Raw genomic sequence first — 23,226 nt, forward strand, 5'->3', positions numbered from 1 at the left:
GCGCCCGCGCCAGCGCCGCGTCGTCGGCGAGCATGACGGCCTCGTCCCCACGGAATCCCCGGCATGAATCCATCTCTCCGCGCGCTATGGTTTGTTGTCACCTTGACGGTGGCGGGTTTCGCGCAAGCGGGTGAGGCGCGCTGGAGTGCGCCGCAAAAGCCCTTCCACATTCATGGCAACAGCTGGTACGTGGGCACGCAGGGATTGAGCGCGATCCTGATCACCTCGCCGCAGGGCCATGTGCTGATTGACGGCACGCTGGAAGGCAACGCGCCGCAGATCGAGGCGAACATCCGCGCGCTCGGTTTCCGCTTGCGCGACGTGAAGCTGATCCTCAACTCGCACGCCCACTTCGACCACGCCGGTGGCATCGCGCGTTTGGCACGTGACAGCGGCGCCTCGGTGGCGGCCAGTGCGGCCGGGGCGAAGGAGCTGCGGTCCGGCGGCAACGACCCGGACGATCCGCAGTACGGCATGGCGACACGCTATCCGGCGGTGGCATCGGTGCAAGTGGTCGCCGATGGCGCGGCAGTGCGGGTGGGGCCGATCGCGGTCACGGCGCACTACACGCCCGGCCATACGCCTGGCAGCACGTCCTGGACCTGGCGCTCGTGCGAGCAGGGGCGCTGCCTTGCGCTGGCCTATGTCGACAGCCTCACCGCGCTCAGCCGCGACGGCTTCCGCTACAGCGACGACCCTGCGCGCGTGGCGGCTTTCCGCCGGTCCTTCGCGACCGTCGCCGCGCTACCGTGCGACATCCTGATCACCCCGCATCCCGAAGCCAGCGGCTTCATGCAGAAGATCGCCGCACGCGATCGCGAGCACGACTCCGCGGCCCTGATCGACGCCGGTGCCTGCCGCGCCTATGCCGCGGCGGCGCAGCCGCGTTTCGAGGCGCGGCTGGCACAAGAGCGGCGCGACGCACGCGCAAAGTGAGCTGCCAGCGGCGGGCGCTCAGCGCCCCAGCCACACCTCCAGCCCCTGCGCGTTCAGTTCGATGTCCATGCCCAGCAACTGGCGCAGCGCGTCGCGTCCCTGCTGCCAGCCATGGGCCTCCGCCCGGGCGGCATAGAACCCGATGAGCGATTCCACCAGCACGGCATGCCGCTCGGGCGAGCCGTGCGCGGCGCGGGCGAGGGCCACCATCGCGTCGATCTGCGCATGCAGGTCGGCGGCCAGGCGCTCGACGCTCTCCACCCGGCCGTAATGGGTGAGGTACATCGCCTCGGGTTTCAGCGCGAGCAGCCGCTCGATCGACGCATGCAGCGCCTCCGGATCGAACTGCACCGGCGAGGTGGTGGGCAGGATGAACGGACCGTTCGCGGTGTCGAAGTCGCGATAGGAGAGGCCGAACACGTCGCCAGTGAAAAAGACGTTGGCGCGTGCGTCGTGGATGGCGATGTGGTGGCGCGCGTGGCCCGGCGTATCGAGGCAGCGCAGGGTGCGGCCGGCAAGGTCGACGACGTGGCCGTCCGCCGCCTCGACCACGCGCTCGGCAGGCACCGGCCGCAAGCGTCCATACGTCTGTTCCATCACCGACTCGCCGTAGACCGCACTGGCGCCGGCCCACAGCACACTGGGGTCGATCATGTGGCGCGCTCCGCGCGGATGCACCACCAGCTTCGCGTTCGGCAGTTGCGCGATCAGCTCGCCGGCGCCGCCGGCGTGGTCCAGGTGCACATGGGTGAGGATCAGCCAGTCGACGTCCGCCGGTGCGATGCCGGCCTCATCCAGTGCCGCCAGCATGCGCGGCACGGCGAAGTTGGTGCCGCAGTCGATGAAGGCACCGCGGCCGTTCTCCACGATGAGGTAGGCCGCATCGAACCGCGGTCGCACGAAGCCGGTGTCGATGGTGTGGATGCCGTGGGTGGGTGTCATGTCTGCCTCGCGAACCGGACGATCCGACGAGGGTAGCAAGCCGCGGCGGTGCGGGCACCTGCACCATGGTCGAGCGCGGGAACCTTTGGGCAACCCGCCGCATCGGATCGAATGTTGCTCACTTCATCAACGTGCCAATCGGGGGAACGACATGCTGCTCTATGCGATTCTGGTTTTTGCGATCGCCGCCATCGGCGGCCTGGTGCTGGCTTCCAGCGTGCTGCGCGGCAAGCTGGCGCCGTGGGCAATTTCCTTGCTGCACGCGCTGCTGGGCGCCAGCGGCCTGGTGCTGCTGATCCTGGTGGTGCTGCAGGGTGCGGCGCCGGCGCGGCTCACCGCGGCGCTGGCCCTGCTGGTACTGGCCGCGCTGGGCGGTTTCTTCCTCGCCTCGTTCCATCTGCGCAAGCAGGTTGCGCCGAAGGCCGTGGTGTTGGTGCACGCCGGCGTCGCGGTGGCGGGTTTCCTGACCCTGCTCAGCCTGCTGCTGGCCTGAGTCGCTGCCATGCGCCATCCGCTGCATCCGGCCCTGGTGCATTTTCCGATCGCCTGCTGGTCGCTGGCCACCGCGACGGACCTGGCCAGCCTGGCCTGGGGCGAACCGGCGTGGCGCTTCGCCGGGGTGTTGCTGCTGGCGGGGATCGGCTTCTCGATCCCCGCCATGCTGGCCGGCCTGCTCGAACTGGCCAAGGTCGCCGAAGACAACCCGGCGCTCAAGGACGTCAACCGCCACATGCTGATGGTGATGGGCGCGCTCTGCTGCTACGTGGCCAGCCTGTTCCTGCGCCTGCACGGCACGCATTTCATCGCGCCGGGCCTGCTGGCGATCGCTCTGAGCGTGTCGGGTTTCCTGTGCTTGGCCGTGGCCGGCTGGCTGGGCGGCAAGCTGGTGTACGGACACCGGCTCGGCGTCAGCCCGCCCGACGAAACGTGAGATTGATGCGGGTCTCGCCCAGCAGCGGGTGATGATTCGGCTTCAGCGGCAGCACGCCGTGATAGCGCAGCCGCGCCGGACCGCCCCACACGACCACGTCGCCGTGCGCCAGCGGCACGCGTTGCGCGCGGTCCGCGCGCTGCAGGCCGCCGAACAGGAACACGGCCGGGATGCCCAGCGAGACCGACACGATCGGCTGGCCCAGGTCGCGCTCGTCGCGGTCCTGGTGCAGGCTCAACCGGGCGCCGGCCTCGTAGCGGTTGAGCAGGCAGGCATCCGGCACGAAGCCGGCGAAACCGGCGTGCGCCGCCGCGGCATCGGCCAGTTGCAGGAAGACCGCCGGCATCGGTGGCCAGGGCCGGCCGCTGTCCGGGTCGATCGGGTCGTAGCGGTAGCCACGACGATCGCTGACCCAGCCCAGCGGCCCCGCATTGGTCATCGCCACCGACATGCGCAAGCCACCGGGCGTGACCAGGTGGCGGAACGGTGCCTGCGCCGTGATCGCCTCGAGCGCCTGCAACAACGCTGCCTCGCTGGCCAGGGCAAAGCCGCGCAACACCATTGCGCCCTCGCACAGCGGCAGGTCCCGACGGAAAGGGGCGGGCGCAGCGGCGAACAGGTCGGTGCTGATCATGTGGCGTCGTGAAAGATGATGCCGAGCGTGTGGCGGCGCCCGCTGCGCACGCGGCTGACGCCGTGGCGCAGGTTCACCCGGTAGCTGCCGCGCCTGCCCTGCAGCGGCCGCTGATGCACCGCGAACAGCACCGCATCGCCCTGGCGCAGCGGCACCACCTCGACGCGCGACTGCATGCGCGGGCGCTGCTCGGTCAGCACGAACTCGCCGCCGCTGAAATCGCGCCCCGGCTCCGACAGCAGGATCGCCAGCTGCAGCGGAAACACGTGCTCGCCATACAGATCCTGGTGCAGGCAGTTGTAGTCGCCCGCGCCGTACTGCAGCAGCAACGGGGTGGGGCGCCGCTGGCCGGCGGCGTGGCAGCGCGCGATGAATTCGGCATGTGAGGCGGGGTAGCGCACGGGCAGTCCCATCGACGAGTTCCAGCGATTCGCGATCGGCGCCAGCTGCGGGTAGACCGCGTCGCGCAGCTCGGCTACCCGTTCGGGCAACGGGTAGTTGAAGTAGCGGTATTCGCCCTGGCCGAAGCCGTGGCGACCCATCACCACGCGGCTGCGGAAGCGTCCGTCGTCCGCGTACATGCTTGCCAGCGCCGCGCACTCCTGCGGCGACAGCAGGGCCTCCAGCATCGCGCAGCCGTGTGCGTCGAGTTCATCGCCGATGCCGGCCCAGTCGCATGCCTGCAGCCGCGCACCGGTGTCGGGGGCAGGGCGCAGTTGCGCGTTCATGCCTGCGCCTCGCGCTCCAGCAGCGCGCGTTTGCGCGGCACGCCCCAGCGGTAGCCGGACAGGTCGCCGTCGTTGCGCACCACGCGGTGGCAGGGGATCGCCACCGCCAGCATGTTGCCGGCACATGCCTGCGCCACCGCCCGCGCAGCCTTGGGCACGCCGATGCGCCGCGCGATCTCGCTGTAGCTGGCCGTGCTGCCGACCGGGATCTCGCGCAACGCCTGCCATACGCGCTGCTGGAACGCGGTGCCGCGCACGTCCAAGGGCAGATCCAGTCCCAGCGCAGGGGCTTCGACAAAGCCGACCACCTGCGCCACCAGGCGCTCGTAGTCGCGGTCGCCGCCGATCAGCCTGGCCCTGGGGAAGCGATCCTGCAGATTGCGCGCCAGCGCGTCGGGGTCGTCGCCGAGCAGGATCGCGCACACACCGTGTTCGCTCTGCGCCACCAGGATCGCGCCCAGCGAGCATTCGCCGATGGCGAAGCGGATCTCGCTGTCGGCACCGCCGGCGCGATAGCGCGAGGGCGTCATGCCCAGCACCTCGTTCGCCGTTTCGTAGAAGCGGCTGCTGGCGTTGTAGCCGGCGTCGAAGATCGCCGCGGTCACCGAAGCGCCGCGTTCCAGTTCGTTGCGCACGCGACGGCTGCGATGCGCCGTGGCGTACTGCTTCGGCGTCACGCCGGTGACGGCCTTGAACACGCGGTGGAAGTGGAAGGGGCTGAGCCCGGTCGGCTGCGCGAGCTGTTCGAGCGTGGGCGCCGTCTCTGCCTGCTCGATCGCGCGGCAGGCGGCGGTGACCATCGCCGCCTGCTGCTCTGCGAGCGATGGCTGGTCGGGCCGGCAGCGCCTGCACGGGCGAAAGCCGGCGCGCTCCGCGTCGGCGGCGGTGGCGTGGAACGCCACGTTTTCCGGCCGCGCGGCGCGCGCGGCGCAGGAGGGGCGGCAGTACACGCCGGTGCTGCGCACCGAATAGAAGAAACTGCCGTCGGCATGCGCGTCGCGCGCCTGCACGGCGGCCCAGCGCGGGTCGGCGAGGGTGGCGGCACGTGCGGCCTGTTTTTCCGGAGTTTTCATGGCTGTTCCTTCCGTCGGATTATCGCTCAAGGCGCAATCTACGGACCGGCGCCCGCCGCGGCACTCCGGGTCTTGCGGTCGAATTGGAGCTGGCCGTGCCGGCGCCCGCCGGGGCGTCGGCACCGGCGCTACGCGTGCCCGCATGCGTGAAGCTCAGGGCGCGGTATCGACCAGCACCAGCTCGGCGTCTTCCAGCGCGGTGACCTTCAGCGTCGACTCGTCGCGGATCGCGGCGCCGTCGCGAGCGTCCAGCTTCACGCCGTTGAGTTCGACCGTGCCGGTGGCCGGTACCAGGTAGGCGTAGCGGCCGGGGGCCAGCAGGTACTCGGTGCTTTCGCCGGCCTTCAGCGTGGCGCCCAGCACGCGCGCATCGGTGCGCAGCGGCAGCGCCTCGGTGTCGTCCTTGAAGCCGCTGGCCAGTGCCACGAAGCGCCCGGAACGATCGCCCCTGGGAAACGGCCGCGCGCCCCACGACGGCGGCTGGCCGTTCTCGTCGGGGATGATCCAGATCTGGAAGATGCGCGTGGTCACATCCTCCCGGTTGTACTCGCTGTGGGTGATGCCGCTGCCGGCGCTCATCACCTGCACGTCGCCGGCCTCGGTGCGGCCGGCGTTGCCCAGGCTGTCCTGGTGGCTGATCGCGCCTTCGCGCACGTAGGTGATGATCTCCATGTCCGCGTGCGGGTGCGGCGGGAAGCCGGTCTGCGGCGCGATGGTGTCGTCGTTCCACACGCGCAGCGCGCCCCAGCCCATGCGATTCGCGTCGTGGTAGCCGGCGAAGGAGAAATGGTGTTTGGCGTTGAGCCAGCCGTGGTCGGCTCCGCCCAGGCGGTCGAAGGGTCTGCGTTCAATCACGGCGTTGCTCCTCATGCTTGATCGCGCCGGATGGCGCCTGTCCGCAAGATAAGGCTACGCATCAGCGTCTGAAACCGGCGCGAAGGAAACGGATTGTCGTCGCCCCGGCACCAGTGGCTCACCAGTCGGTGGGGCGGTAGTCCTTCAGGAACTGGCCCCACACATGCTCGCCGGTGTTGATGCCGTGGATGATCGGGTCGACGATGCGCGCGGCGCCGTCGACGATGTCCAGCGGTGGGTGGAAGCGTTCCTCGCGCACTTTCTTCGCCGCCAGCTCGGCGGGGTCCTCGTCGGTCACCCAGCCGGTGTCGACGCTGTTCATGTGGATGCCGTCGTTGTGGTAATCGGTGGCCGCGGTGCGCGTCATCATGTTCAGCGCGGCCTTGGCCATGTTGGTATGCGGGTGGCGGGTGGTCTTGAAGCTGCGGTAGAACTGGCCCTCCATCGCCGACACGTTGACGATGTGCTTGTCGCGCTCGGGCGTGCGCAACATCAGCGGCTTCAGCCGTGCGTTGATGATGAACGGCGCGATCGCGTTGACCAGCTGCACCTCCAGCAATTCCACCGACGGCACCTCGGCCATCAGCAGCCGCCACGAGTTGCGCTGGCGCAGGTCGACCTGCTGCAGGTCCTGGTCCAGTCGGCCCTCGGGAAACAGGTGGCTCTGCGCCAGCAGTTCTTCCGGCAGCAGCGGCAGCTGCGACAGCTCGGCGGCGCGGCTCAGCCCGGGCAGGTCGGCGCCGCGGCTGGCCAGCGCGCCGCTGCCGCCTGGCAGGATCTCTGCGCCGCGCAGGCCCTCGTAATGGCCGACCAGCCGGCGCACGTGCACGGGCAGCTCGTGCAGCGCGGCGGTCTCGCCTTCCATCATGTGCGCGTAGAAATCCGGCGGGCGGCGCACGGTCTGGCAGGCGTTGTTGATGATGAAATCCAGCCGCGGCCGCGTCGCCACCAGTTCCTGGCAGAACGCCTCGACGCTGGGCGTGTGGCGCAGGTCGAGGCCGTAGACCTGCAGGCGGTGGCCCCAGTCGGCGAAGTCCGGCTCGGCCGCGTAGCGCGCCGCCGAGTCGCGCGGGAAGCGCGTGGTGACGATCAGCTCGGCGCCGGCACGCAGCAGCTTCAGGCCGGCCTGGTAGCCGATCTTCACGCGGCCGCCGGTGAGCAGCGCCACGCGACCGCACAGGTCGGCCAGTTCGCTGCGCTTGGCGTAGTTGAACGCGGCGCATTCCGGGCACAGCTGGTCGTAGAAGAAATGGATGGTCGAGTACTTGCGCTTGCACACATAGCAGTGCTTCGGCTCGACCGACTCGCGCGGCTGCGCGGCGTCGGCCGCGGGCGGCACATCGTGCGGCAGGAAACCTTCCGGCGCGAACGCGTTCGGCGTGGTGAACACCGGCCTGCGGCGCAGGGCGCGGATGCCGGTCTGGTTCAGCACGGTGTCTTCGGCCTGGATGCGCGCGGCATGGCGTTGTTTCTCCGCGGCCTTGAGGCGAATCCGGCGCGCACCCGGTTCGGGGTGGTACATCCGCGCCACGGCCTGGTGCAGCTGTTGGCGTTCCGCGACGGGCAGCCGCTCGAGCAGCCCGCGGTCGTCGGCAATGGTCTGCAGCAGCCGGATGGCGGCACGCGCCTGCGCCAGCAGTTCGGCGTCCGTTTCGTCGGCAGGGGGCGGGCAGGTCGTGGTCATGAGGGCGTCGGTCGTGGTCGAACAGGGCATCGCCGGCGCGCTGCGGGCCGGGTCGCACGCGGGTTGCGCGAGAAGCGAGCCGCCCATGATGCCTGTTTTTGCGCCAATCGCGGTAATCGGGTGTCGACGGGATCAACCCCGGAATGAGCTCTGTGCCACATTTCGTGCCTTCGACGTGTGCCATCGTGAGCGCGAGGCCGCCTGGTGAGGGCGGTCAGTCCATCAGATCCGGGGCATCGCGGCAGGACATTCGCATCAGCCCCGGCAAACAGGTCGGTTTGTGCGCAAGTCCAGTTCAGTTTTCCTCGCCCATTTCGGGCCATCGGTGATCGGCAACCCCGGGTCCCGCCTTCGTTTTCTTTTCCTGCCGGCGCGCGAGGCTTGCGACCGGCATGCGACTTACCACGGCCATCTGGTCAAGGCCGAAATCCTGCTCGACCGCATCGCCGCCGCCCAGACGGCCGGGTTGCCCGCGGTTGCGCCGGCACTGGACGATGCGGACGAAGCGCGCGCCACGGTCAAGCCGCCACGCGACCTGTTTTCCCCCACCACGCTCGAATATCGCCGCTGGTACACGCCGGATGGCAGCGCGCGGGCGCAACCGTTGACGCGTGAGGCACTGGCCGACCTGCTGGGCGCGGATGGCTTGTCGCCGCGCGAGGCACTGGACCGCGCCACCCACCGTTCGCATGCATTGCCTGCGGCGGATCAGGCATGGCTGATCCGCCGACGCAGCCTGCCGGTGCAGCAGCGTCCGCTGAATCGCCGCGAGTTCCACGAGCTGGTCGACGCGCTCGACGGTGCCTGGCAGGCCCCGGCCGGTGCGCCGGAGGTGACGCGCCACAACCGGCGGCTTGCGCTGCAGGTGGCAACGTCGCTGGCCGGCATGCTCGATGAACATGTCGCGCCGCCGTTCCGCGTCGAGGCATTGAACGAGGCGTTCAACGAACGTCTGCTGGTCCACCTGCGCCAGAGCATCGACGCATTTTGCCGGGCCAACGCAGTCTGCGCGGTGCTGCTGGTGGGGCCCAAGGCGTGGTTTGCCGCCAAGGCCGCCCGCATGCGTGCCGAACATCAGGTCGCGCTGGTGTTGTCGACGCGCGCGCACTCCAGCGGGGTCGGTCCGCGTGCCGGGAACGCGCAGCCCGCGGGCATGCCGCGGGCTGCAACCGGCTGAGCCTGCCCTTCGGGCTCAGGCCTCGGCAGCTTCCTTGTACGCATCCACCGGGATGCAGGCACACATGATGTGCTTGTCGCCGTAGACGTTGTCGACGCGGGCGACCGGCGGCCAGTACTTCTGCAGCTTCAGGCTGGCCAGCGGGAAGGCGGCCAGTTCGCGCGGGTAGGCGTGGGTCCACTCGCTGGCGCTGACCATGGTGGCGGTGTGCGGGGCGTTCTTCAGCGGGTTGTCCTCGCGGTCCAGCTTGCCTTCCTCGATCGCGCGGATCTCGTCGCGGATCTGGATCATCGCGTCGATGAAGCGGTCCAGCTCGACCTGCGATTCGCTCTCGGTCGGTTCCACCATCAAGGTGCCGGACACCGGGAAGCTCAGCGTCGGCGCGTGGAAGCCGAAGTCGATCAGCCGCTTCGCCACGTCCTCGGCGCCGATGCCGGTGGCGTCCTTGAGCGGGCGCAGGTCGAGGATGCACTCGTGCGCCACCAGCCCGTTGCGACCGGTGTACAGGGTGGGGTAGTGCGCTTCGAGCCGCTTGGCGATGTAGTTGGCGTTGAGCAGGGCCACTTGCGTTGCCTTGCGCAGGCCCTGCTGGCCCATCATGACGATGTACATCCAGCTGATCGGCAGGATCGAGGCGCTGCCGAAGCTTGCCGCAGAAACCATGCCGACCGGGCTTTCCTCGCCGAACTTCCTCGGCAGGAACGGGGCGAGGTGCGACTTCACCGCGCACGGGCCGACGCCCGGGCCGCCACCGCCGTGCGGGATGCAGAAGGTCTTGTGCAGGTTCAGGTGCGACACGTCCGAGCCCCACTTGCCGGGCTTGGCCACGCCGACCAGCGCGTTCATGTTGGCACCGTCGGTGTACACCTGGCCGCCGTGCGCGTGCACGATCTCGCAGATCGCCACGATGTCCTCCTCGAACACGCCATGCGTGGACGGGTAGGTGATCATCAGCGCGGCAAGGCGGTCCGAATACTTCTCCGCGGCGCGGCGGATGTCCTCGACGTCGACGTTGCCGTTGGCGTCGCACTTGGTCACCACCACGCTCATGCCGCACAGGTGCGCGGAGGCCGGGTTGGTGCCGTGGGCGGATTCGGGGATCAGGCAGATGTCGCGATGCGCGTCGCCGCGCGAGCGGTGGTAGGCGCGGATCGCCAGCAGGCCGGCGTACTCGCCCTGCGCGCCGGAGTTCGGCTGCAGGCTCACCGCGTCGTAGCCGGTGCATTCGACCAGCATCGCTTCCAGACCGTCGATCAGTTCCTTGTAGCCCTGCGCCTGGGCGGCCGGCGCCAGCGGATGGATGTTGGCGAATTCCGGCCAGGTGACCGGGATCATCTCGGCGGTGGCGTTGAGCTTCATGGTGCACGAGCCCAGCGGGATCATCGTGCGATCCATCGCCAGGTCCTTGTCGGCCAGCGCGCGCATGTAGCGCAGCAACTCGTGCTCGCTGTGGTGCGTGTTGAACACCGGGTGGGTGAGGAAGTCGCTCTTGCGCAGCAGCGTGCGTGGCAGCGCGTCGTGGACTTCGGCATCGAGCGCGTCGATGTCGATCTCGGCACCGAACAGGCCCGCCAGTGCGACGACGTCGGCGCGGGTGGTGGTCTCATCCAGGCTGATGCCGAGGCTGTCGGCGTCCAGTTCGCGCAGGTTGATGCCGGCGGCGCGAGCCTTGGCATGGACAGCGGCGGCGTCGATGCCGGTGATGTGCAGCGTATCGAAGAAATCGCCGCCCACCTTCACGCCGGCCCGACGCAGCGCGACGGTCAGGATCGCGGCCAGGCGATGCGTGCGGCGCGCGATGCGGGTGAGCCCGGCGGGGCCGTGGTAGACCGCGTACATGCTGGCCATCACCGCCAGCAGCACCTGCGCGGTGCAGATGTTGGAGGTGGCCTTCTCGCGGCGGATGTGCTGCTCGCGCGTCTGCAGGGTGAGGCGGTAGGCCGCCTTGCCCTCGGTGTCGATCGACACGCCGATCAGGCGGCCCGGCATTGAGCGCTTGTACGCGTCGCGGCAGGCCATGAACGCGGCGTGCGGGCCGCCGAAGCCGAACGGCACGCCGAAGCGCTGCGAGTTGCCCACCACGATGTCCGCGCCCCATTCGCCGGGCGCGGCGATCAGGGTCAGCGCGAGCAGGTCGGTGGCGACCGCGACCACGCCGCCGCGCGCGTGCACGGCGTCGGCGATCGCCTGGTAATCGTTGATGCTGCCGAAGGTGTCCGGGTACTGCAGCAGCACGCCGAACGCATCGGTGCCGGCCGCGTCGCCATCGGCGCCGACCACCAGTTCGATGCCCAGCGGTTCGGCGCGCGTGCGCACCACTTGCAGCGTCTGCGGGTGCACGCCGCTGGACACGAAGAACACGTTCGACTTCGACTTGCACGAGCGCTTGGCCAGGGTCATCGCCTCGGCCGCGGCGGTGGCTTCGTCCAGCAGCGAGGCGTTGGCGATCTCCATCCCGGTGAGGTCGGCGCACATCGTCTGGAAGTTGATCAGCGCCTCCATGCGACCCTGCGAGATCTCCGCCTGGTACGGCGTGTACGCGGTGTACCAGGCCGGATTCTCCAGGATGTTGCGCAGGATGACGTTCGGCGTCAGCGTGCCGTAATAGCCCTGGCCGATGAAGTTGCGGAACACCTGGTTCTTGCCGGCGATCGCGCGGATCTTGGCCAGCGCGGCCTCCTCGGTGATCGCTTCGGGCAAGGCCAGCGGGGCAGCGGACTTGATCGAGCCGGGAACGATGGCGTCGGTCATCGACTCCAGCGAATCGTGGCCGATCACGCGCAGCATCTGTGCGATTTCGGCGTCGTCCGGACCGATGTGGCGTTCGATGAACGCGCCGTGGTGTTCGAGGTCGCGCAGGGAGGTCGGGTTCTTCGAGGTCATGAAAGGGCATCCGCAGACAACGTGCCGTGCCGCACGTGGGGCGCCCCTCTGTCCTTTTGCCTGAGAGTTTGGAAGCGCGATGGCTGCGCTTCGTGCCCCTTCGGCGCCGGATTTAACCGGTCTCTCCAGAGTGTTTGACGCAGGATGGTATGGAGCCTGAGCGATTACGGGCGTTGCGCCTTCGGCAGCGGCGTCCCCTGCGGAACGGCCGCTTCTCCCACCCTGCGGTTGAAGCGGCCGATTATACAGGCCGGCGAAGGCCGCCACATCGCCATGGCGATGTGGCGGGAAGCATCAGTGCAGGGCCCAGACACTGTTGGGATCGCCCTCGCGGCCTCGGTGCAGGGTGGCCCGGGCCACCCGCCAGTAGGCGAAGGCCAACACCAAGGCCACTGCATCGACGAAGAAACGATGCCAGTGCCCGTGCCAAGCTGCCGCGAGCAGACTCTCGCCCGAACCGATCCAGCCGGCTAACGGGATCGCGGCCGTTGCCAGTGCGCACAGCCAGAGCAGCTCGTGTCCCGCGCGGGCGGGCTGGCGCAGGCAGGCCCACAGCAGGCAGGCGAAGAACACCGTGTAGTACGCCGGCCGGCCCAGGCCCGGTGCCAGCGCGCCGGCGACGAACACCGCCGAGACGCCCGCGACGCAACCCAGGCACACGCCCAAGGTGAGCGCCGCCATCACCCGCGTGCGCCGCGGCTGCTCGACCTGGCGGCGCTTGCGCCGCGCCTCGATCCACAGCAGGTTGCCGCTGTAGAACAGGAAGGCGCCGGCCAAGCCCAGCACGAAATAAAGCCACTTCACCGCATCGTGGCCGAAGTTGCCGAAATGCAGGGTCTGCAGGCCGCGCAGCATGATCATGCCCGGTGTCATCGTCTTCGGCGCCACCTGGTCGACGACCGCGCCGGTGGCCCCGTCCAGTGTCACCGAGCCGAGCTGGTTGAGCCGGCGTTGTTCCACCACGCCGTACAGCGTCGCGCGCGCGTTGGCATCGCCGATGTTGACCAGCGAGATGCCTTCGACCTCCATGCCGGGCAGGGCGGCCTGGCCGCGTTGCAGCAGAGTCTCCAGCGGCAGGGTGGGCTTGGCGACGTGAGCCGCCGCCACCTGCGGTGCACCGTAGAAGTCCCGTTCCAGCAGCTTCAGCAACTTGCCTTCGTAGACCATGGTCTGGAACGGCACGAGCAGCAACAATCCCAGCGCCAGCACTGCGCCGCTCCAGGCGAAGATGATGTGGAACGGCAGCGACAGCATGCCGACCGCGTTGTGTGCGTCCTGCCACATGCGCTTGACGTTCCTGCCCAGCCGCAGGGCGAACAGGTTCCTGACCAGCGTCGGCGTGTAGATCACCACGCCGCTGACCAGGGCCAGTCCGTACAGCACGCAGACTACGCCGAACAGGTAGGTGCCGAACGGCTTGGGCAGGCCGGCGGTGAAATGCAGGTCGTAGATGAACTCGATGAAGTCCTGGCCGAAGGCGTCTTCGTGCAACGTGTTGCTGTCTTCGAGCATGAAGCGGCGCGACTCGCCGGTGCTGGCCTCGAACCAGTAGGCGGAAGGCTGCGGGCCGTGCTCGCCGGGAAGCACCAGATAGACGCTTTCGGCCGCCTGCGGATGCTGCTTCAGCAGGTCGTCGAGCAGTTGCTGTGAGCGCCCCACCGGATCCGCCGGCGTGGCGGCGGCCGCGCCGCTGCGGTTCCAGTCGCCGATCTCATGGCTGAACACCGTGATCGCGCCGGCGTAGAACGCGATGAACAGCGCCATGCCGGCAATCAGGCCGACCCAGGTGTGCAGCGACAGGAAGCGGCGCATGGTCGAGCCCTTCATGCTTGCACCCCGATCCAGCCCAGCAGCTTGAGCCCGTACAGCAGGCCAAAGCAGACCACAGTCGCTCCGCCCAGCCACAGCCACGCGCGTAAGGCATTCCTGAACACGAAGGCCAGCACCATCACGGCGATCCACATCGGGAAGGCCATCATCACCGCCGGCAGCGCGGTGATTTCCTGGTTGCCCGGCCAGGCCAGTGCGAGCAAGCCGATCAGACCGACGCTGAGCGGCAGGCCGAGCATCGCAGCCGCCAGATATCTAGCCCACATCCCGGTTCTCCCGTTGCAGTTGGCGCCAGGCGTCCAGATACGGCAGCAGCACAAGTACCAGCATCACTGCTGTCAGCACCGCGAACACACCGGCCCATGGCCCCAGTGCGGCGATGGCTGCCACCGTGGCCGTTGCCGTGGCGACCCAGGCGGCGACGCGCAGCGCCCGCGCGCCAAGCCAGAGTCGCTGGTGCGCGTTGGACAGATAGAAGCCCAGCGCGGCCAGCACAGAAAGACACAGATAGATGGCTGTCATGTCGATGACCCGTCGCCCTTGGTCAGAACCGCCAGTCCACGCTCAGCATGTAGTTGCGCGGCGCACCGTAGAAACCGCTGTAGCGCAAGGTGTTGATGTACTTCTCGTCGCCGAGGTTGCGCACGTTGAGGCGCAGCGTGGCGTTGGGCAGGAAGTCCCAGGCCACGAAACCGTTGAGCACCGCATAGCTGCCCTGGCGCACCGTGAAGCCGCTGCTTTCCACGTTGGAGATGGCGCTCTGCCAGTGTCCGCCCAGGCCGAAGGACAGCGCGGTGTACGCCGGCAGATGGGCGCTGAGCAGCAGGTTGGCGGTGCGCCGCGGCACCCAGCGGTAGGTGTCGTCGCCATCGGCGCCGGTCAGCTTCAGCGAGGTGTAGCCCAGCACCAGGTCGACGTTGTCGCCGAGCTTGCCGGTGGCTTCGAACTCGACGCCCCTGGAGTGCACGTCCACCGGTGCGTAGATGGACTGGCCGTACTGGTTGTACCGGCCGGTGGGCGTAGCCAGCCCATTCTGGTCGGCCCTGAACACGGCCAGCGTGGTCAGCAGGCGCCTGTCCAGCCAGTCGGCCTTGATGCCGGCCTCGTAGTTCCTGCCTTTGCTGGCGTCGAGGTAACGGTCGTTCGCGTCGACCTGATCCTGCGGCTGGTAGATGTCGGAGTAGCTGACGTAGCCCAGCACGTGCTGGTTGAAGTCGAAGGTCAGGCCGCCGTAGGGGCTGGTGTGGCTGGTGGTCTGGTCGAAGCCCTCCGCATACGAGCTACCGTTGCGGCGGTACTGGGCGTAGTTGAGGCCGACGATGAGCTTGAGCCGATCGTTCAGCGCGATCCGGCTGGTGCCGAAGGCACGCTTCAGCCGTTGATCCAGTACCGAGTAGACGCTGGGGTCGCTCCAGGCGGGTTCGGGAATGGCGTAGGGGCTGTACGGGAACGCCGGCAGGGCGCCCCAGGCCGGGGAGGAGAAGTCGGCGCTTTGTTCCCGTCCGGTCGAGGTGCTTCTGGCCACGCTGGCGCCGAACATCGCTTCCTGGTCGCGGCCGAACAGTTCGAAGTGGCCGTTGAGCGTGGCCTCGCCCATATGCGCGGTGGCCGTGTCGATGCCGCCCCAGGGGTAGCCGACCAGGCCAAGGCCCGTGGCGGGATCGAGGGCTTCGGAGATGCCGTCGCCGTCCGGATCCGGCATGTAGGCGTAGAACATCTTCTCGTCGCCGCTGGAGTGACGGTAGTTGTACGACAGCTTCAGCTGCCAGTCCTCGCCGAGCTGGTGGACGTATTCGGCAAAGCCGGTCTGGTTGGTGGTGTTCCAGTACGTCCAGTCCTGGGTGGTGGAAGCATCGGTCGGCCAGACGGACTGGTTGCCGTCGCTGTTCATGAAGGTCAGCGCGCCCCACATGATGCCGTCGGACTTCGCCCGCTGGTAGGAGTAGCCCAGGGTCAGGGTGCCGTTGTCCCCGACCTGGCCATCGACCACGCCATAGAGGAAGTTGCGGCTGTTGTGGTTGTCGCGCAGGTGGGTGGCGCCGTCTTCATGCGCGGTCACCACGCGTCCGGCCCAACGGCCGTCGGCGGTGAGCGGGGTGGAGTAATCGGCTTCGGCGCGCGTGGTGCCCCACGAGCCATAGCTGACGCCGACCGTGCCTTGCCGCTGGTTGGTCGGGCGCTTGCGCACGTAGTTGATGGTGCCGGCGGCGTTGCCGACGCCGGTGAGCAGGCCGTTGGCGCCGCGGATCACTTCCACCTTCTCGTAACCGAAGCTGTCGGTGGCGCCGGTGGAGACGCCCCAGTCGTTGGGCAGGCCGGCGCCGTCGATCTGCGTGTTGAGGATGTCGAAGCCGCGTGCGCTGTAGGTGGTGCGGGTGGTTTCCCATTCGTCGACCTGCACGCCGGTGGCCAGGCGCAGGGCCTCGTTGACGCTGTCGGCGCCGAAGTCGCGCATCTGCTCGTCGGTGACCACGCTGATCGACTGAGGCGTGTCCTTGATGGCAAGGTCGAGATTGGTGGCGCCGTTGCTGACGCGCTCGGCGCGCTGGGCCACCACCATCACCTGGCTCAGATTCTTGACGTCGGCGGGTGAAGGCGCCGCGTCGTCGGCATGTGCTTGGACACTGGCCAGCAGCAGGCTGGCGGCCAGCAGGGAAAGGCGTGGCAAGGCGCTCGCACGATGGTGGCAAAAAGGCATGGAATCCCCTGGATCGTTCGATGGTCGAGTGGGGCGGCGTGACGGCTGCCCGCGGGCCGGGTGCATTGTATATGCAAATGATTCGCATTTGTATATTGGAGCGAGGTGGGAACCGCGTTCGCCATTGGCTGATCCGCGTTTCCTTGCTTGCCGCGGAAAGCGGGCGGCGCGTGTCACCACCTTCGGCAGTCGCAGGTGCAGACGCGAGTCCTTTTCCGCCGCGGCCCTCAACGCGCGCGACGCGTCGCCGGCCCAAGCTGCGCGGTGTCTTGCCGCCACCCCCGGTGGCAAATAGAGTGAGCCGGGCGGAAGCGGCTCCTCCACTCCCGCGACGGCGTCACGCGAACGGATCGATGTCCGCATGCCGCCGCCGTGCCCACGCCCCCATCAATGCCTTGGACATCGGCATGATCCGCATAGGTGAAATCGACCACGTCGTGCTGCGTGTCGTCGATCTGGAAGCGATGACGCGTTTCTATTGCGAGGTGCTCGGCTGTCACGAGGAGCGCCGGCAGGGTGGGATCGGCCTGGTGCAACTGCGTGCGGGGGCATCTTTGATCGACCTGGTGTCCGTTGACGGCAAGCTCGGGCGTCAGGGCGGCGCTGCTCCGGGCAGGGGCGGCCACAACATGGACCACTTGTGCCTGCGCGTGGAGGATTACGACGAGGCAGCGATCCTGGCCCATCTGCGGACGCACGGCGTGCGCATCGGCGAACTGGGCTCGCGCTACGGCGCGCAAGGCGAGGGCCCGTCGATCTACCTCTACGACCCGCAAGGCAACATGGTCGAACTGAAGGGGCCGGCAGCCGCTTGAAGTGCGAAAGACTGCACGCACACCGTTCGCCCTGAGCGTAGCGCAGCGAAGTCGAAGGGGCCGTCGGCTCCTGCGTCGTGACCCTTCGACTTCGACGCTTCGGGTCTACGCTCAGGGGAAACGGTGCACGCAGGACAGGCGGCCTTCCTGACTTCAATGCAGGCCCGGAAAAGACGAAGGCCGCCTTGAAAGGCGGCCTTCGTTTACAATTGGTGCCCAGAAGAGGACTCGAACCTCCACGGAGTTGCCCCCGCTAGCACCTGAAGCTAGTGCGTCTACCAATTCCGCCACCTGGGCAAGGTGCCACACCGCTCAGCGAGCTGCGTGAGCCGCGTAATGTAGGCATCGACCGCTGGCTTGTCAACTCTTTTTCACCCTCATCGCACGCGCCGTGTCATTCTCTGCGCCGCGTGACACCACAAGGATACTTAGTGACCAGAAAAACTCCCCCCACGTCCGGCCGTTCCCCGGATGCGCGCCCCCCGAAGAAAACCGGCAGTCGCTCGTCGCGCGGGCCATCCGCGCCGGACAAGCGCGGCAAGGCTGCCACCGGCGCCGTGCGCGACCCGCATGCCAATCGCGAGGCACAGCGCTATGCGCGCCCCATCCCCAGCCGCGAGGCGATCCTCGCCCTGCTGGAAGAGCGCGGCGAACTGCTGACCGAAGCGCGCATCGCCGACGCGCTGCAGATTCACGATGAAGTCGACCTCGAGGCACTGCGCAAGCGGCTCGCGGCGATGGTGCGCGATGCCCAGTTGCTGCTGGGCCGGCGCGGCGGCTACGCGCCGACGCGCAAGCTCGACCTGATCGCCGGCCGCGTGCTGGCCAACGCCGAGGGCTACGGGTTCCTGCGCCCCGACGAGGGCGGCGAAGACCTGTACCTGTCGCCGCAGCAGATGCGTACGGTGCTGCATGGTGATCGCGTGCTGGCCAGCGTGGTCGGCATCGACCGTCGCGGCCGCAAGCAGGGTGCGATCGCCGAAGTGCTGGAACGTCGCTCGCCGCGCCTGGTCGGCCGCGTGTTGATCGAGGACGGCGTCACCCTGGTCACGCCCGACGATCGCCGCCTGAACCAGGACGTGATCATCAAGCCGGGCCAGGAGCAGAGCGCCGAGTCCGGCCAGATCGTGGTGGTGGAGATCACCGACCCGCCGACGCCTTACCGCGGTCCGCTGGGCGAGATCCGCGCGGTGCTGGGCAATCGCCTGCAGCCCTCGCTGGTGGTGGAGATGGCGATCGCCAGCCACGACCTGCCGCACGAATGGCCGGCCGAAGTGTTGCGTGATGCGGCGCAGGTGGAAGCGGAGGTGACCGCTGCCGAGCGGGAAGGCCGTACCGACATCCGCAAGCTGCCGCTGGTCACCATCGACGGCGCCGATGCCCGCGACTTCGACGATGCGGTGTATGCCGAGCCGAGGCGTGGTGGTGGCTGGCGGCTGATCGTGGCGATCGCCGACGTGTCGCACTACGTGCAGGCAGGCAACGCGCTGGATCGCGAGGCATACGAGCGCAGCACGTCCACCTATTTCCCCGGCTTCGTCGTGCCGATGCTGCCGGAGACGCTTTCCAACGGCATCTGCTCATTGAACCCGAAGGTCGAGCGGCTGTGCATGGTCTGCGACATGACCGTCGACGCCGAGGGCAACGTCGCCCGTTCGAAGTTCTACGACGCGGTGATGCGCTCGCATGCGCGGCTGACCTACGACAAGGTGTGGCAAGCGGTCGGCCTGCGCGAGAAGGACGCACGCCACGAGGTCGCCGACGTGCTGCCGCAGCTTGAGAACCTGCACGCGCTGTACAAGGCGATGGCGGCGCAGCGCAAGCGCCGCGGCGCGATCGACTTCGAGACGCCGGAGGTGAAGTTCCGTCTCGACCAGACCGGCGGCGTGGAGTCGATGGGTGCCACCGAACGCAACGACGCGCACAAGCTGATCGAGGAGTGCATGATCGCGGCCAATGTTCAGGCCGCGCTGTTCCTGGAGAAGAGGAAAATCCCCGCGCTGTTCCGCGCACACGAGCCGCCGCCGGCGGAGAAATACGAGGACCTGCAGCAGTTCCTGCGCGAGTTCAAGCTGCGCATGCCGCCGGTGGAGGAGGTGACCCCGGCCGACTTCTCCGAGATCCTCGCACTGGTGCGCGATCGCCCCGAGCGCGAACTGATCCAGAGCGTGCTGCTGCGCTCGCAGAGCATGGCCGCCTACCAGCCCGACAACCGCGGCCACTTCGGCCTGTCGCTGCAGGCGTACGCGCACTTCACCTCGCCGATCCGTCGTTATCCCGACCTGCTGGTGCATCGCGCGATCCGATACGCGCTGACCGGCGGCAAGCCCAGCGACTACACCTACACGCCCGCCGAGGTGGCGGCGATGGCCGTGCATTGCTCGCAGCGCGAGCGTCGTGCCGAGGAGGCCGAGCGCGACGTGGACGAGCGCTTCAAGTGCGCGTGGATGGAGAAGCACATCGGTAGCGAGTTCGACGGCGTGGTCACCGGGGTCACCTCGTTCGGCCTGTTTGTGGAGCTGGACGAATCGAAGGTTTCCGGCCTGGTGCACATCAGCCAGCTGGTGAACGACTACTACCACTTCGACGCGGTGCGCAAGCTGCTCAAGGGTGAGCGCACCGGCGCGCAGTTCCGCCTCGGCGACCACGTGCGCATCCAGGTGCTGCGCGCCAGCCTGGAGGATCGCAAGATCGACTTCCGCCTGGTCTCGCCGCGCACGTCGGCCCCGGCCCCGGCCCCGACCGGCAGCGGCAAGGCGTATGACTATGCCGCCGCGGGCGAGCGCTATTCGCTGCCGAAGAAGGCGGCCGCCACGACCAAGGCACCGGGCATGTTCGGTCGTGCCGCCAAGGCGATCGGCCGCGCATTCGGCCGCAAGGAGGCCGAGGTTGCCACACCGGCGCCGGCCCCGCGCAAGGTGGCGGCGAGCGATAATCCGCCGCCGCGTGCACAGTCGCCGGCAGGGCGCCAGCATGCCGGCGGCCAGCATCAGGGCCGCAGGGTCGAACCGTCGTCGGATCGTCGCCCGCGCAAGGACGGTTCCGCCAGGCGCGCGCCGGCCCCGGCTCCCGTCCCGCCGGCGCCGAAGAAGCACGGCGGCCGCAAACCGAAACCGAAAGGCAAGCCATGAGTGAGAGCTGGATCGTCGGCATCAATCCCGTCGAGGGCGCATTGAGCAACGATGTCGAGCGCGTGCGTGAGCTGCTGGTGGAGAACGGCCAGCGCAACGCCCGCGTGCTGGAGCTGGCCGAGCGCGCAAAGAAGCTGGGCATCGCGGTACGCCATCGTCCGCGCGAGGAGCTGGACAAGCACGCGGGCGAAGCGCGCCACCAGGGCGTGGCGGCGCGTTACGAGGCGGCGCCGGCCGCGCACGAAAGCGACCTTGCCGGCCTGCTCGAACGCGACGGCAGCGATACCCTGGTGCTGGTGCTGGACGGTGTCACCGATCCGCACAACCTCGGCGCCTGCCTGCGCAGCGCCGCCGCGGCGAAAGTCACCGCGGTGATCGTGCCGAAGGATCGCGCGGTCGGCCTCACGCCGGTGGTGCGCCGCGCCTCGGCCGGCGGCGCCGACCGGGTACCGCTGATCGCGGTGACCAACCTGGCGCGTACGCTGCGCGAGCTGAAGGATGCCGGCGTGTGGATCACCGGCCTGGCGGGCGACACCGAGACCACGATCTACGGTATCGACTTCAAGGGACCGGTGGCGCTGGTGCTGGGCAGCGAAGGCGAGGGCATCCGCCGGCTCACCCGCGAACTGTGCGATTTCGTGGCGAAGATCCCCATGCCCGGTTCGATGGAAAGCCTCAACGTCTCCGTCGCCACTGGCGTGGCCTTGTTCGAGGCGTTGCGCCAGCGCGGAGCGAAGCGATGACTTTCTTCTGGTACGACTGGGCCGGCTATCTCGGCGTGGCGCTGGTGTTGCTGGCCTTTCTGCTGCTGCAGGGGCATCGCCTGCATGGCAACGGGCTGATCTACCAGACGATGAACATTTTCGGCGCGCTCGGTGTGCTGTTATCGCTGGTATTCGGCAGCTTCAACCTGTCCGCCTTCCTGCTGGAGGCCGCCTGGATCGCCATCGGCGTCTATGGCGTGGTGAACAACTGGCGTCGTCGTCGCACGATGCCGCCGCCGGCTGGCCACGCGCCATAGGTTGGCTGCCTGAATCCGCGTGCCGCCGGTTCCGCGGGTGGCCCGTCAGGCGATCGGGACGTCGCCACCTTGGGCAGCGGACGCGCCGAGGTCGAGGCTCGCCCGTTCCACCAGCTCCAGTTGCCGCCAGCGGTTGACGATGCTGCAGAACAGCTCGGCGGTGCGCTCGGCGTCGTAGACGGCCGAATGCGCCTCGCGGCTGTCGAAGGTCAAGCCCGCCGCCAGCACTGCCTTGCTCAGCACGGTCTGGCCATAGGCCAGGCCGGCCAGGCTGACCGTGTCGAAACAGCTGAACGGATGGAACGGATTGCGCTTGTACCCGCAGCGGCGCACCGCCTGGTTGAGAAAGCCCAGGTCGAAGGCGGCGTTGTGGCCGACCAGGATCGCCCGCTGGCAACCTGCCTCGCGCACCGCCTCGCGCACCACCTGGAAAACGTGGTCCAGCGCCTGGCGTTCGGGCAGGGCGCCGCGCAATGGATTGTCCGGATCGATCCCGGTGATCTCCAGCGAACGGGGATCGAGGTTGGCGCCGGGGAACGGCTCCACGTGGGTGGTGACCAGCTCCTTGGTGCTCAGGAAGCCGGCCTCGTCGATGCGCAGCGGTATCGCGGCGATTTCCAGCAGCGCATCGTGTTCGGCATCGAAGCCGCCCGTCTCCACGTCGACCACGACCGGCAGGAAACCACGGAAACGCTCGGCCATGCGGGCCACGGCAGGGTTGTTGACGATATCCATCGGCGCAGCATATCAGCCGCCGTGCGGTGCACCCGGCGCCTGGCCGATCGCCGCGAGCATCGCCTCGGCGGTGGACACGCGCAGTTCGCCCGGCGCTTCCAGCTGCAATTGCCGCACCACGCCATCCTCGGCATACAGCGCGAACCGGCGCGCGCGGATGCCCATGCCGAAGTCGCTGCCATCCAGTTCCAGGCCCAGCGCGCGGGTGAAGCTGGCGTTGCCGTCGGCCAGCATCAGCAACCCGCGCGGCACGTGCTGCGCGGTGGCCCACGCCTGCATCACGTAGGCGTCGTTGACCGCGAGGCACATCACCGCGATGCCGCGCGCCTGGAACTCGGCGAACGCCGCCACGTAGCCGGGCAGGTGATGGTTCGAGCAGGTCGGCGTGAACGCGCCAGGCACGCCGAACAGCACGGCCTTGCGTCCGCCGAACAGCGCGCCTGTTTGCACGGGCCGGATGTCGCCGTCGATCATCTTGATCGCGACGTCGGGCAGGGTGTCCCCGGGTTGGATGGTCATGGATCGCTCAATGGTGAACAACGCTTGCATGCTAGTGGTTTTGGCGGTCGGGTGCCTTGAATCGCCGCGGCGAGCACCTATTTCCGGAGCAGGCGGCGATCACGCCGCAAACCCGTCAGAGGAGGCACTGAAATGAACGTGAGCCGTCAATCCGTGTGGAACCGCGAGTTCGGTACGCCGGACGATTTCCGCCAGGTCATGAGCCGCTTTTTCGGCGCCGGCGACAATGACCAGTCCACCGTGGAAACCAGCCAGTGGGCACCGCGGGTGGACATCCGCGAGGAAGACAAGCGCTTCATGATCCTGGTCGACGTGCCCGGCGTGGACCCGTCCACGATCGAGGTGAGCATGGACAAGAGCATCCTCACCATCAAGGGCGAACGCACCGTCGACAACGAAAAGGACGGCGGCAGGCTGACCCGGCAGGAGCGCGTCTACGGCACCTTCCATCGCCGCTTCTCGCTGCCGGAGAGCGCCGACGCGGAGAACATCAGCGCGCATGGCCGTTTCGGCGTGCTGGAGATCGCGATTCCGAAGAAGCCCGAAACCACGCCGCGTCGCATCGCGATCGACACCGGCAACTGACCTGCGCTGCACACGCAACGCGGTATGAAGACCCGCCCCGTCGTGGATA

Annotated in this window: 22 protein-coding genes, 1 tRNA gene and 1 riboswitch; of the genes, 9 read left to right on the plus strand and 14 right to left on the minus strand. The window is 68.4% G+C overall.

Translation table 11 applies throughout. The features are described 5' to 3' along the window. Positions 1-63 precede the first annotated feature (63 nt). Positions 64-936, plus strand: coding sequence for a subclass B3 metallo-beta-lactamase (bla, locus tag ACVCMB_RS02180; protein WP_447106022.1), 873 nt, complete (start codon positions 64-66; stop codon positions 934-936). Between the two features lie 18 nt (positions 937-954). On the opposite strand, the gene ACVCMB_RS02185 is transcribed toward bla, so the two are convergent. Then, positions 955-1,878: an MBL fold metallo-hydrolase gene (locus ACVCMB_RS02185; protein ID WP_447106023.1), complete on the minus strand. Its 924-nt coding sequence runs from the start codon at positions 1,876-1,878 to the stop codon at positions 955-957. Positions 1,879-2,029: 151 nt separating this feature from the next. On the opposite strand from ACVCMB_RS02185, the gene ACVCMB_RS02190 reads away from it, so the two are divergent. Further along, positions 2,030-2,371: a hypothetical protein gene (locus ACVCMB_RS02190; protein WP_395118175.1), complete on the plus strand. Its 342-nt coding sequence runs from the start codon at positions 2,030-2,032 to the stop codon at positions 2,369-2,371. A gap of 9 nt (positions 2,372-2,380) precedes the next feature. After that, complete coding sequence (locus ACVCMB_RS02195) at positions 2,381-2,809, plus strand: DUF2231 domain-containing protein (RefSeq protein WP_447106024.1); 429 nt, start codon at positions 2,381-2,383, stop codon at positions 2,807-2,809. Here ACVCMB_RS02195 and alkB read toward each other — a convergent pair. The 5 genes from alkB to ACVCMB_RS02220 form a co-directional block, all read right to left on the minus strand. Beyond that, positions 2,787-3,443, minus strand: a complete 657-nt coding sequence (gene alkB, locus ACVCMB_RS02200; RefSeq protein ID WP_447106025.1) for a DNA oxidative demethylase AlkB — start codon at positions 3,441-3,443, stop codon at positions 2,787-2,789. The two genes, ACVCMB_RS02195 and alkB, sit on opposite strands and share 23 nt — an antisense overlap. Continuing rightward, positions 3,440-4,171 (minus strand): 2OG-Fe(II) oxygenase, encoded by a 732-nt coding sequence (locus ACVCMB_RS02205; protein WP_447106026.1) that lies wholly within the window; start codon positions 4,169-4,171, stop codon positions 3,440-3,442. The genes alkB and ACVCMB_RS02205 overlap by 4 nt, the downstream gene beginning before the upstream one ends. Next, complete coding sequence (ada, locus tag ACVCMB_RS02210; RefSeq protein WP_447106027.1) at positions 4,168-5,244, minus strand: bifunctional DNA-binding transcriptional regulator/O6-methylguanine-DNA methyltransferase Ada; 1,077 nt, start codon at positions 5,242-5,244, stop codon at positions 4,168-4,170. The genes ACVCMB_RS02205 and ada overlap by 4 nt, the downstream gene beginning before the upstream one ends. A 153-nt stretch (positions 5,245-5,397) precedes the next feature. After that, the gene (locus ACVCMB_RS02215) at positions 5,398-6,099 is read right to left on the minus strand and encodes a pirin family protein (RefSeq protein WP_447106028.1); all 702 of its coding nucleotides are present in this window, start codon (positions 6,097-6,099) and stop codon (positions 5,398-5,400) included. Positions 6,100-6,217: 118 nt separating this feature from the next. Further along, positions 6,218-7,783, minus strand: coding sequence for an SDR family NAD(P)-dependent oxidoreductase (locus ACVCMB_RS02220; protein ID WP_447106029.1), 1,566 nt, complete (start codon positions 7,781-7,783; stop codon positions 6,218-6,220). 280 nt (positions 7,784-8,063) lie between these two features. Here ACVCMB_RS02220 and ACVCMB_RS02225 point away from each other — a divergent pair, with 280 nt between their 5' ends. Beyond that, complete coding sequence (locus tag ACVCMB_RS02225; protein WP_447106030.1) at positions 8,064-8,960, plus strand: hypothetical protein; 897 nt, start codon at positions 8,064-8,066, stop codon at positions 8,958-8,960. A 15-nt stretch (positions 8,961-8,975) separates the two neighbouring features. Here the strand turns inward: ACVCMB_RS02225 and gcvP are convergent, their stop codons facing one another. From gcvP to ACVCMB_RS02250, 5 genes are all read right to left on the minus strand, one after another. After that, positions 8,976-11,843, minus strand: coding sequence for an aminomethyl-transferring glycine dehydrogenase (gene gcvP, locus ACVCMB_RS02230; RefSeq protein WP_447106031.1), 2,868 nt, complete (start codon positions 11,841-11,843; stop codon positions 8,976-8,978). Between the two features lie 38 nt (positions 11,844-11,881). Beyond that, positions 11,882-11,982: riboswitch (glycine riboswitch) on the minus strand. Positions 11,983-12,137: 155 nt separating this feature from the next. Next, entirely contained in the window at positions 12,138-13,670 is a 1,533-nt protein-coding gene (locus tag ACVCMB_RS02235; RefSeq protein ID WP_447106032.1) for a PepSY-associated TM helix domain-containing protein, read from the minus strand. Beyond that, positions 13,667-13,939: a hypothetical protein gene (locus ACVCMB_RS02240; RefSeq protein WP_395118195.1), complete on the minus strand. Its 273-nt coding sequence runs from the start codon at positions 13,937-13,939 to the stop codon at positions 13,667-13,669. Before ACVCMB_RS02240 ends, ACVCMB_RS02235 begins: the two co-directional genes overlap by 4 nt. Further along, on the minus strand, positions 13,929-14,195 hold the full coding sequence (locus tag ACVCMB_RS02245) for a hypothetical protein (protein ID WP_447106033.1): 267 nt from the start codon (positions 14,193-14,195) through the stop codon (positions 13,929-13,931). Before ACVCMB_RS02245 ends, ACVCMB_RS02240 begins: the two co-directional genes overlap by 11 nt. Positions 14,196-14,217: 22 nt before the next feature. Beyond that, positions 14,218-16,341: a TonB-dependent siderophore receptor gene (locus tag ACVCMB_RS02250; RefSeq protein ID WP_447106034.1), complete on the minus strand. Its 2,124-nt coding sequence runs from the start codon at positions 16,339-16,341 to the stop codon at positions 14,218-14,220. A gap of 437 nt (positions 16,342-16,778) precedes the next feature. On the opposite strand from ACVCMB_RS02250, the gene ACVCMB_RS02255 reads away from it, so the two are divergent. After that, positions 16,779-17,186, plus strand: coding sequence for a VOC family protein (locus ACVCMB_RS02255; RefSeq protein ID WP_447107201.1), 408 nt, complete (start codon positions 16,779-16,781; stop codon positions 17,184-17,186). A 210-nt stretch (positions 17,187-17,396) separates the two neighbouring features. Here the strand turns inward: ACVCMB_RS02255 and ACVCMB_RS02260 are convergent. Further along, a tRNA-Leu gene (locus ACVCMB_RS02260) sits at positions 17,397-17,483 on the minus strand. A gap of 134 nt (positions 17,484-17,617) precedes the next feature. Between ACVCMB_RS02260 and rnr the strand changes: the two genes are divergently transcribed. Genes rnr through ACVCMB_RS02275 form a run of 3 tightly spaced genes read left to right on the plus strand, consistent with a single transcriptional unit; the run spans position 17,618 to position 21,338 of the window. Beyond that, entirely contained in the window at positions 17,618-20,317 is a 2,700-nt protein-coding gene (rnr, locus tag ACVCMB_RS02265) for a ribonuclease R (protein WP_447106035.1), read from the plus strand. After that, positions 20,314-21,060: a 23S rRNA (guanosine(2251)-2'-O)-methyltransferase RlmB gene (rlmB, locus tag ACVCMB_RS02270; RefSeq protein ID WP_395118202.1), complete on the plus strand. Its 747-nt coding sequence runs from the start codon at positions 20,314-20,316 to the stop codon at positions 21,058-21,060. Before rnr ends, rlmB begins: the two co-directional genes overlap by 4 nt. Then, positions 21,057-21,338 carry a CBU_0592 family membrane protein gene (locus ACVCMB_RS02275; RefSeq protein ID WP_395118204.1) on the plus strand — a complete coding sequence of 94 codons (282 nt, stop codon included), beginning with the start codon at positions 21,057-21,059 and terminating at the stop codon, positions 21,336-21,338. The genes rlmB and ACVCMB_RS02275 overlap by 4 nt, the downstream gene beginning before the upstream one ends. A gap of 45 nt (positions 21,339-21,383) precedes the next feature. On the opposite strand, the gene rnt is transcribed toward ACVCMB_RS02275, so the two are convergent. Then, positions 21,384-22,073, minus strand: coding sequence for a ribonuclease T (gene rnt, locus ACVCMB_RS02280; RefSeq protein ID WP_395118206.1), 690 nt, complete (start codon positions 22,071-22,073; stop codon positions 21,384-21,386). A gap of 12 nt (positions 22,074-22,085) precedes the next feature. Next, complete coding sequence (locus ACVCMB_RS02285) at positions 22,086-22,592, minus strand: redoxin family protein (protein ID WP_447106036.1); 507 nt, start codon at positions 22,590-22,592, stop codon at positions 22,086-22,088. Between the two features lie 132 nt (positions 22,593-22,724). Between ACVCMB_RS02285 and ACVCMB_RS02290 the strand changes: the two genes are divergently transcribed. Beyond that, positions 22,725-23,177 (plus strand): Hsp20/alpha crystallin family protein, encoded by a 453-nt coding sequence (locus tag ACVCMB_RS02290; protein ID WP_395118210.1) that lies wholly within the window; start codon positions 22,725-22,727, stop codon positions 23,175-23,177. Positions 23,178-23,226 lie beyond the last annotated feature (49 nt).

The sequence above is a fragment of the Rhodanobacter sp. UC4443_H10 genome (genome assembly GCF_052978325.1).

Coding starts and splice junctions, on each gene's coding strand:
- bla (WP_447106022.1), top strand. CDS start 64: ATGAATCCATCTCTCCGCGCGCTATGGTTTGTTGTCACCTTGACGGTG.
- ACVCMB_RS02185 (WP_447106023.1), bottom strand. CDS start 1,878: ATGACACCCACCCACGGCATCCACACCATCGACACCGGCTTCGTGCGA.
- ACVCMB_RS02190 (WP_395118175.1), top strand. CDS start 2,030: ATGCTGCTCTATGCGATTCTGGTTTTTGCGATCGCCGCCATCGGCGGC.
- ACVCMB_RS02195 (WP_447106024.1), top strand. CDS start 2,381: ATGCGCCATCCGCTGCATCCGGCCCTGGTGCATTTTCCGATCGCCTGC.
- alkB (WP_447106025.1), bottom strand. CDS start 3,443: ATGATCAGCACCGACCTGTTCGCCGCTGCGCCCGCCCCTTTCCGTCGG.
- ACVCMB_RS02205 (WP_447106026.1), bottom strand. CDS start 4,171: ATGAACGCGCAACTGCGCCCTGCCCCCGACACCGGTGCGCGGCTGCAG.
- ada (WP_447106027.1), bottom strand. CDS start 5,244: ATGAAAACTCCGGAAAAACAGGCCGCACGTGCCGCCACCCTCGCCGAC.
- ACVCMB_RS02220 (WP_447106029.1), bottom strand. CDS start 7,783: ATGACCACGACCTGCCCGCCCCCTGCCGACGAAACGGACGCCGAACTG.
- gcvP (WP_447106031.1), bottom strand. CDS start 11,843: ATGACCTCGAAGAACCCGACCTCCCTGCGCGACCTCGAACACCACGGC.
- ACVCMB_RS02235 (WP_447106032.1), bottom strand. CDS start 13,670: ATGAAGGGCTCGACCATGCGCCGCTTCCTGTCGCTGCACACCTGGGTC.
- ACVCMB_RS02240 (WP_395118195.1), bottom strand. CDS start 13,939: ATGTGGGCTAGATATCTGGCGGCTGCGATGCTCGGCCTGCCGCTCAGC.
- ACVCMB_RS02245 (WP_447106033.1), bottom strand. CDS start 14,195: ATGACAGCCATCTATCTGTGTCTTTCTGTGCTGGCCGCGCTGGGCTTC.
- ACVCMB_RS02255 (WP_447107201.1), top strand. CDS start 16,779: ATGATCCGCATAGGTGAAATCGACCACGTCGTGCTGCGTGTCGTCGAT.
- rlmB (WP_395118202.1), top strand. CDS start 20,314: ATGAGTGAGAGCTGGATCGTCGGCATCAATCCCGTCGAGGGCGCATTG.
- ACVCMB_RS02275 (WP_395118204.1), top strand. CDS start 21,057: ATGACTTTCTTCTGGTACGACTGGGCCGGCTATCTCGGCGTGGCGCTG.
- rnt (WP_395118206.1), bottom strand. CDS start 22,073: ATGGATATCGTCAACAACCCTGCCGTGGCCCGCATGGCCGAGCGTTTC.
- ACVCMB_RS02285 (WP_447106036.1), bottom strand. CDS start 22,592: ATGACCATCCAACCCGGGGACACCCTGCCCGACGTCGCGATCAAGATG.
- ACVCMB_RS02290 (WP_395118210.1), top strand. CDS start 22,725: ATGAACGTGAGCCGTCAATCCGTGTGGAACCGCGAGTTCGGTACGCCG.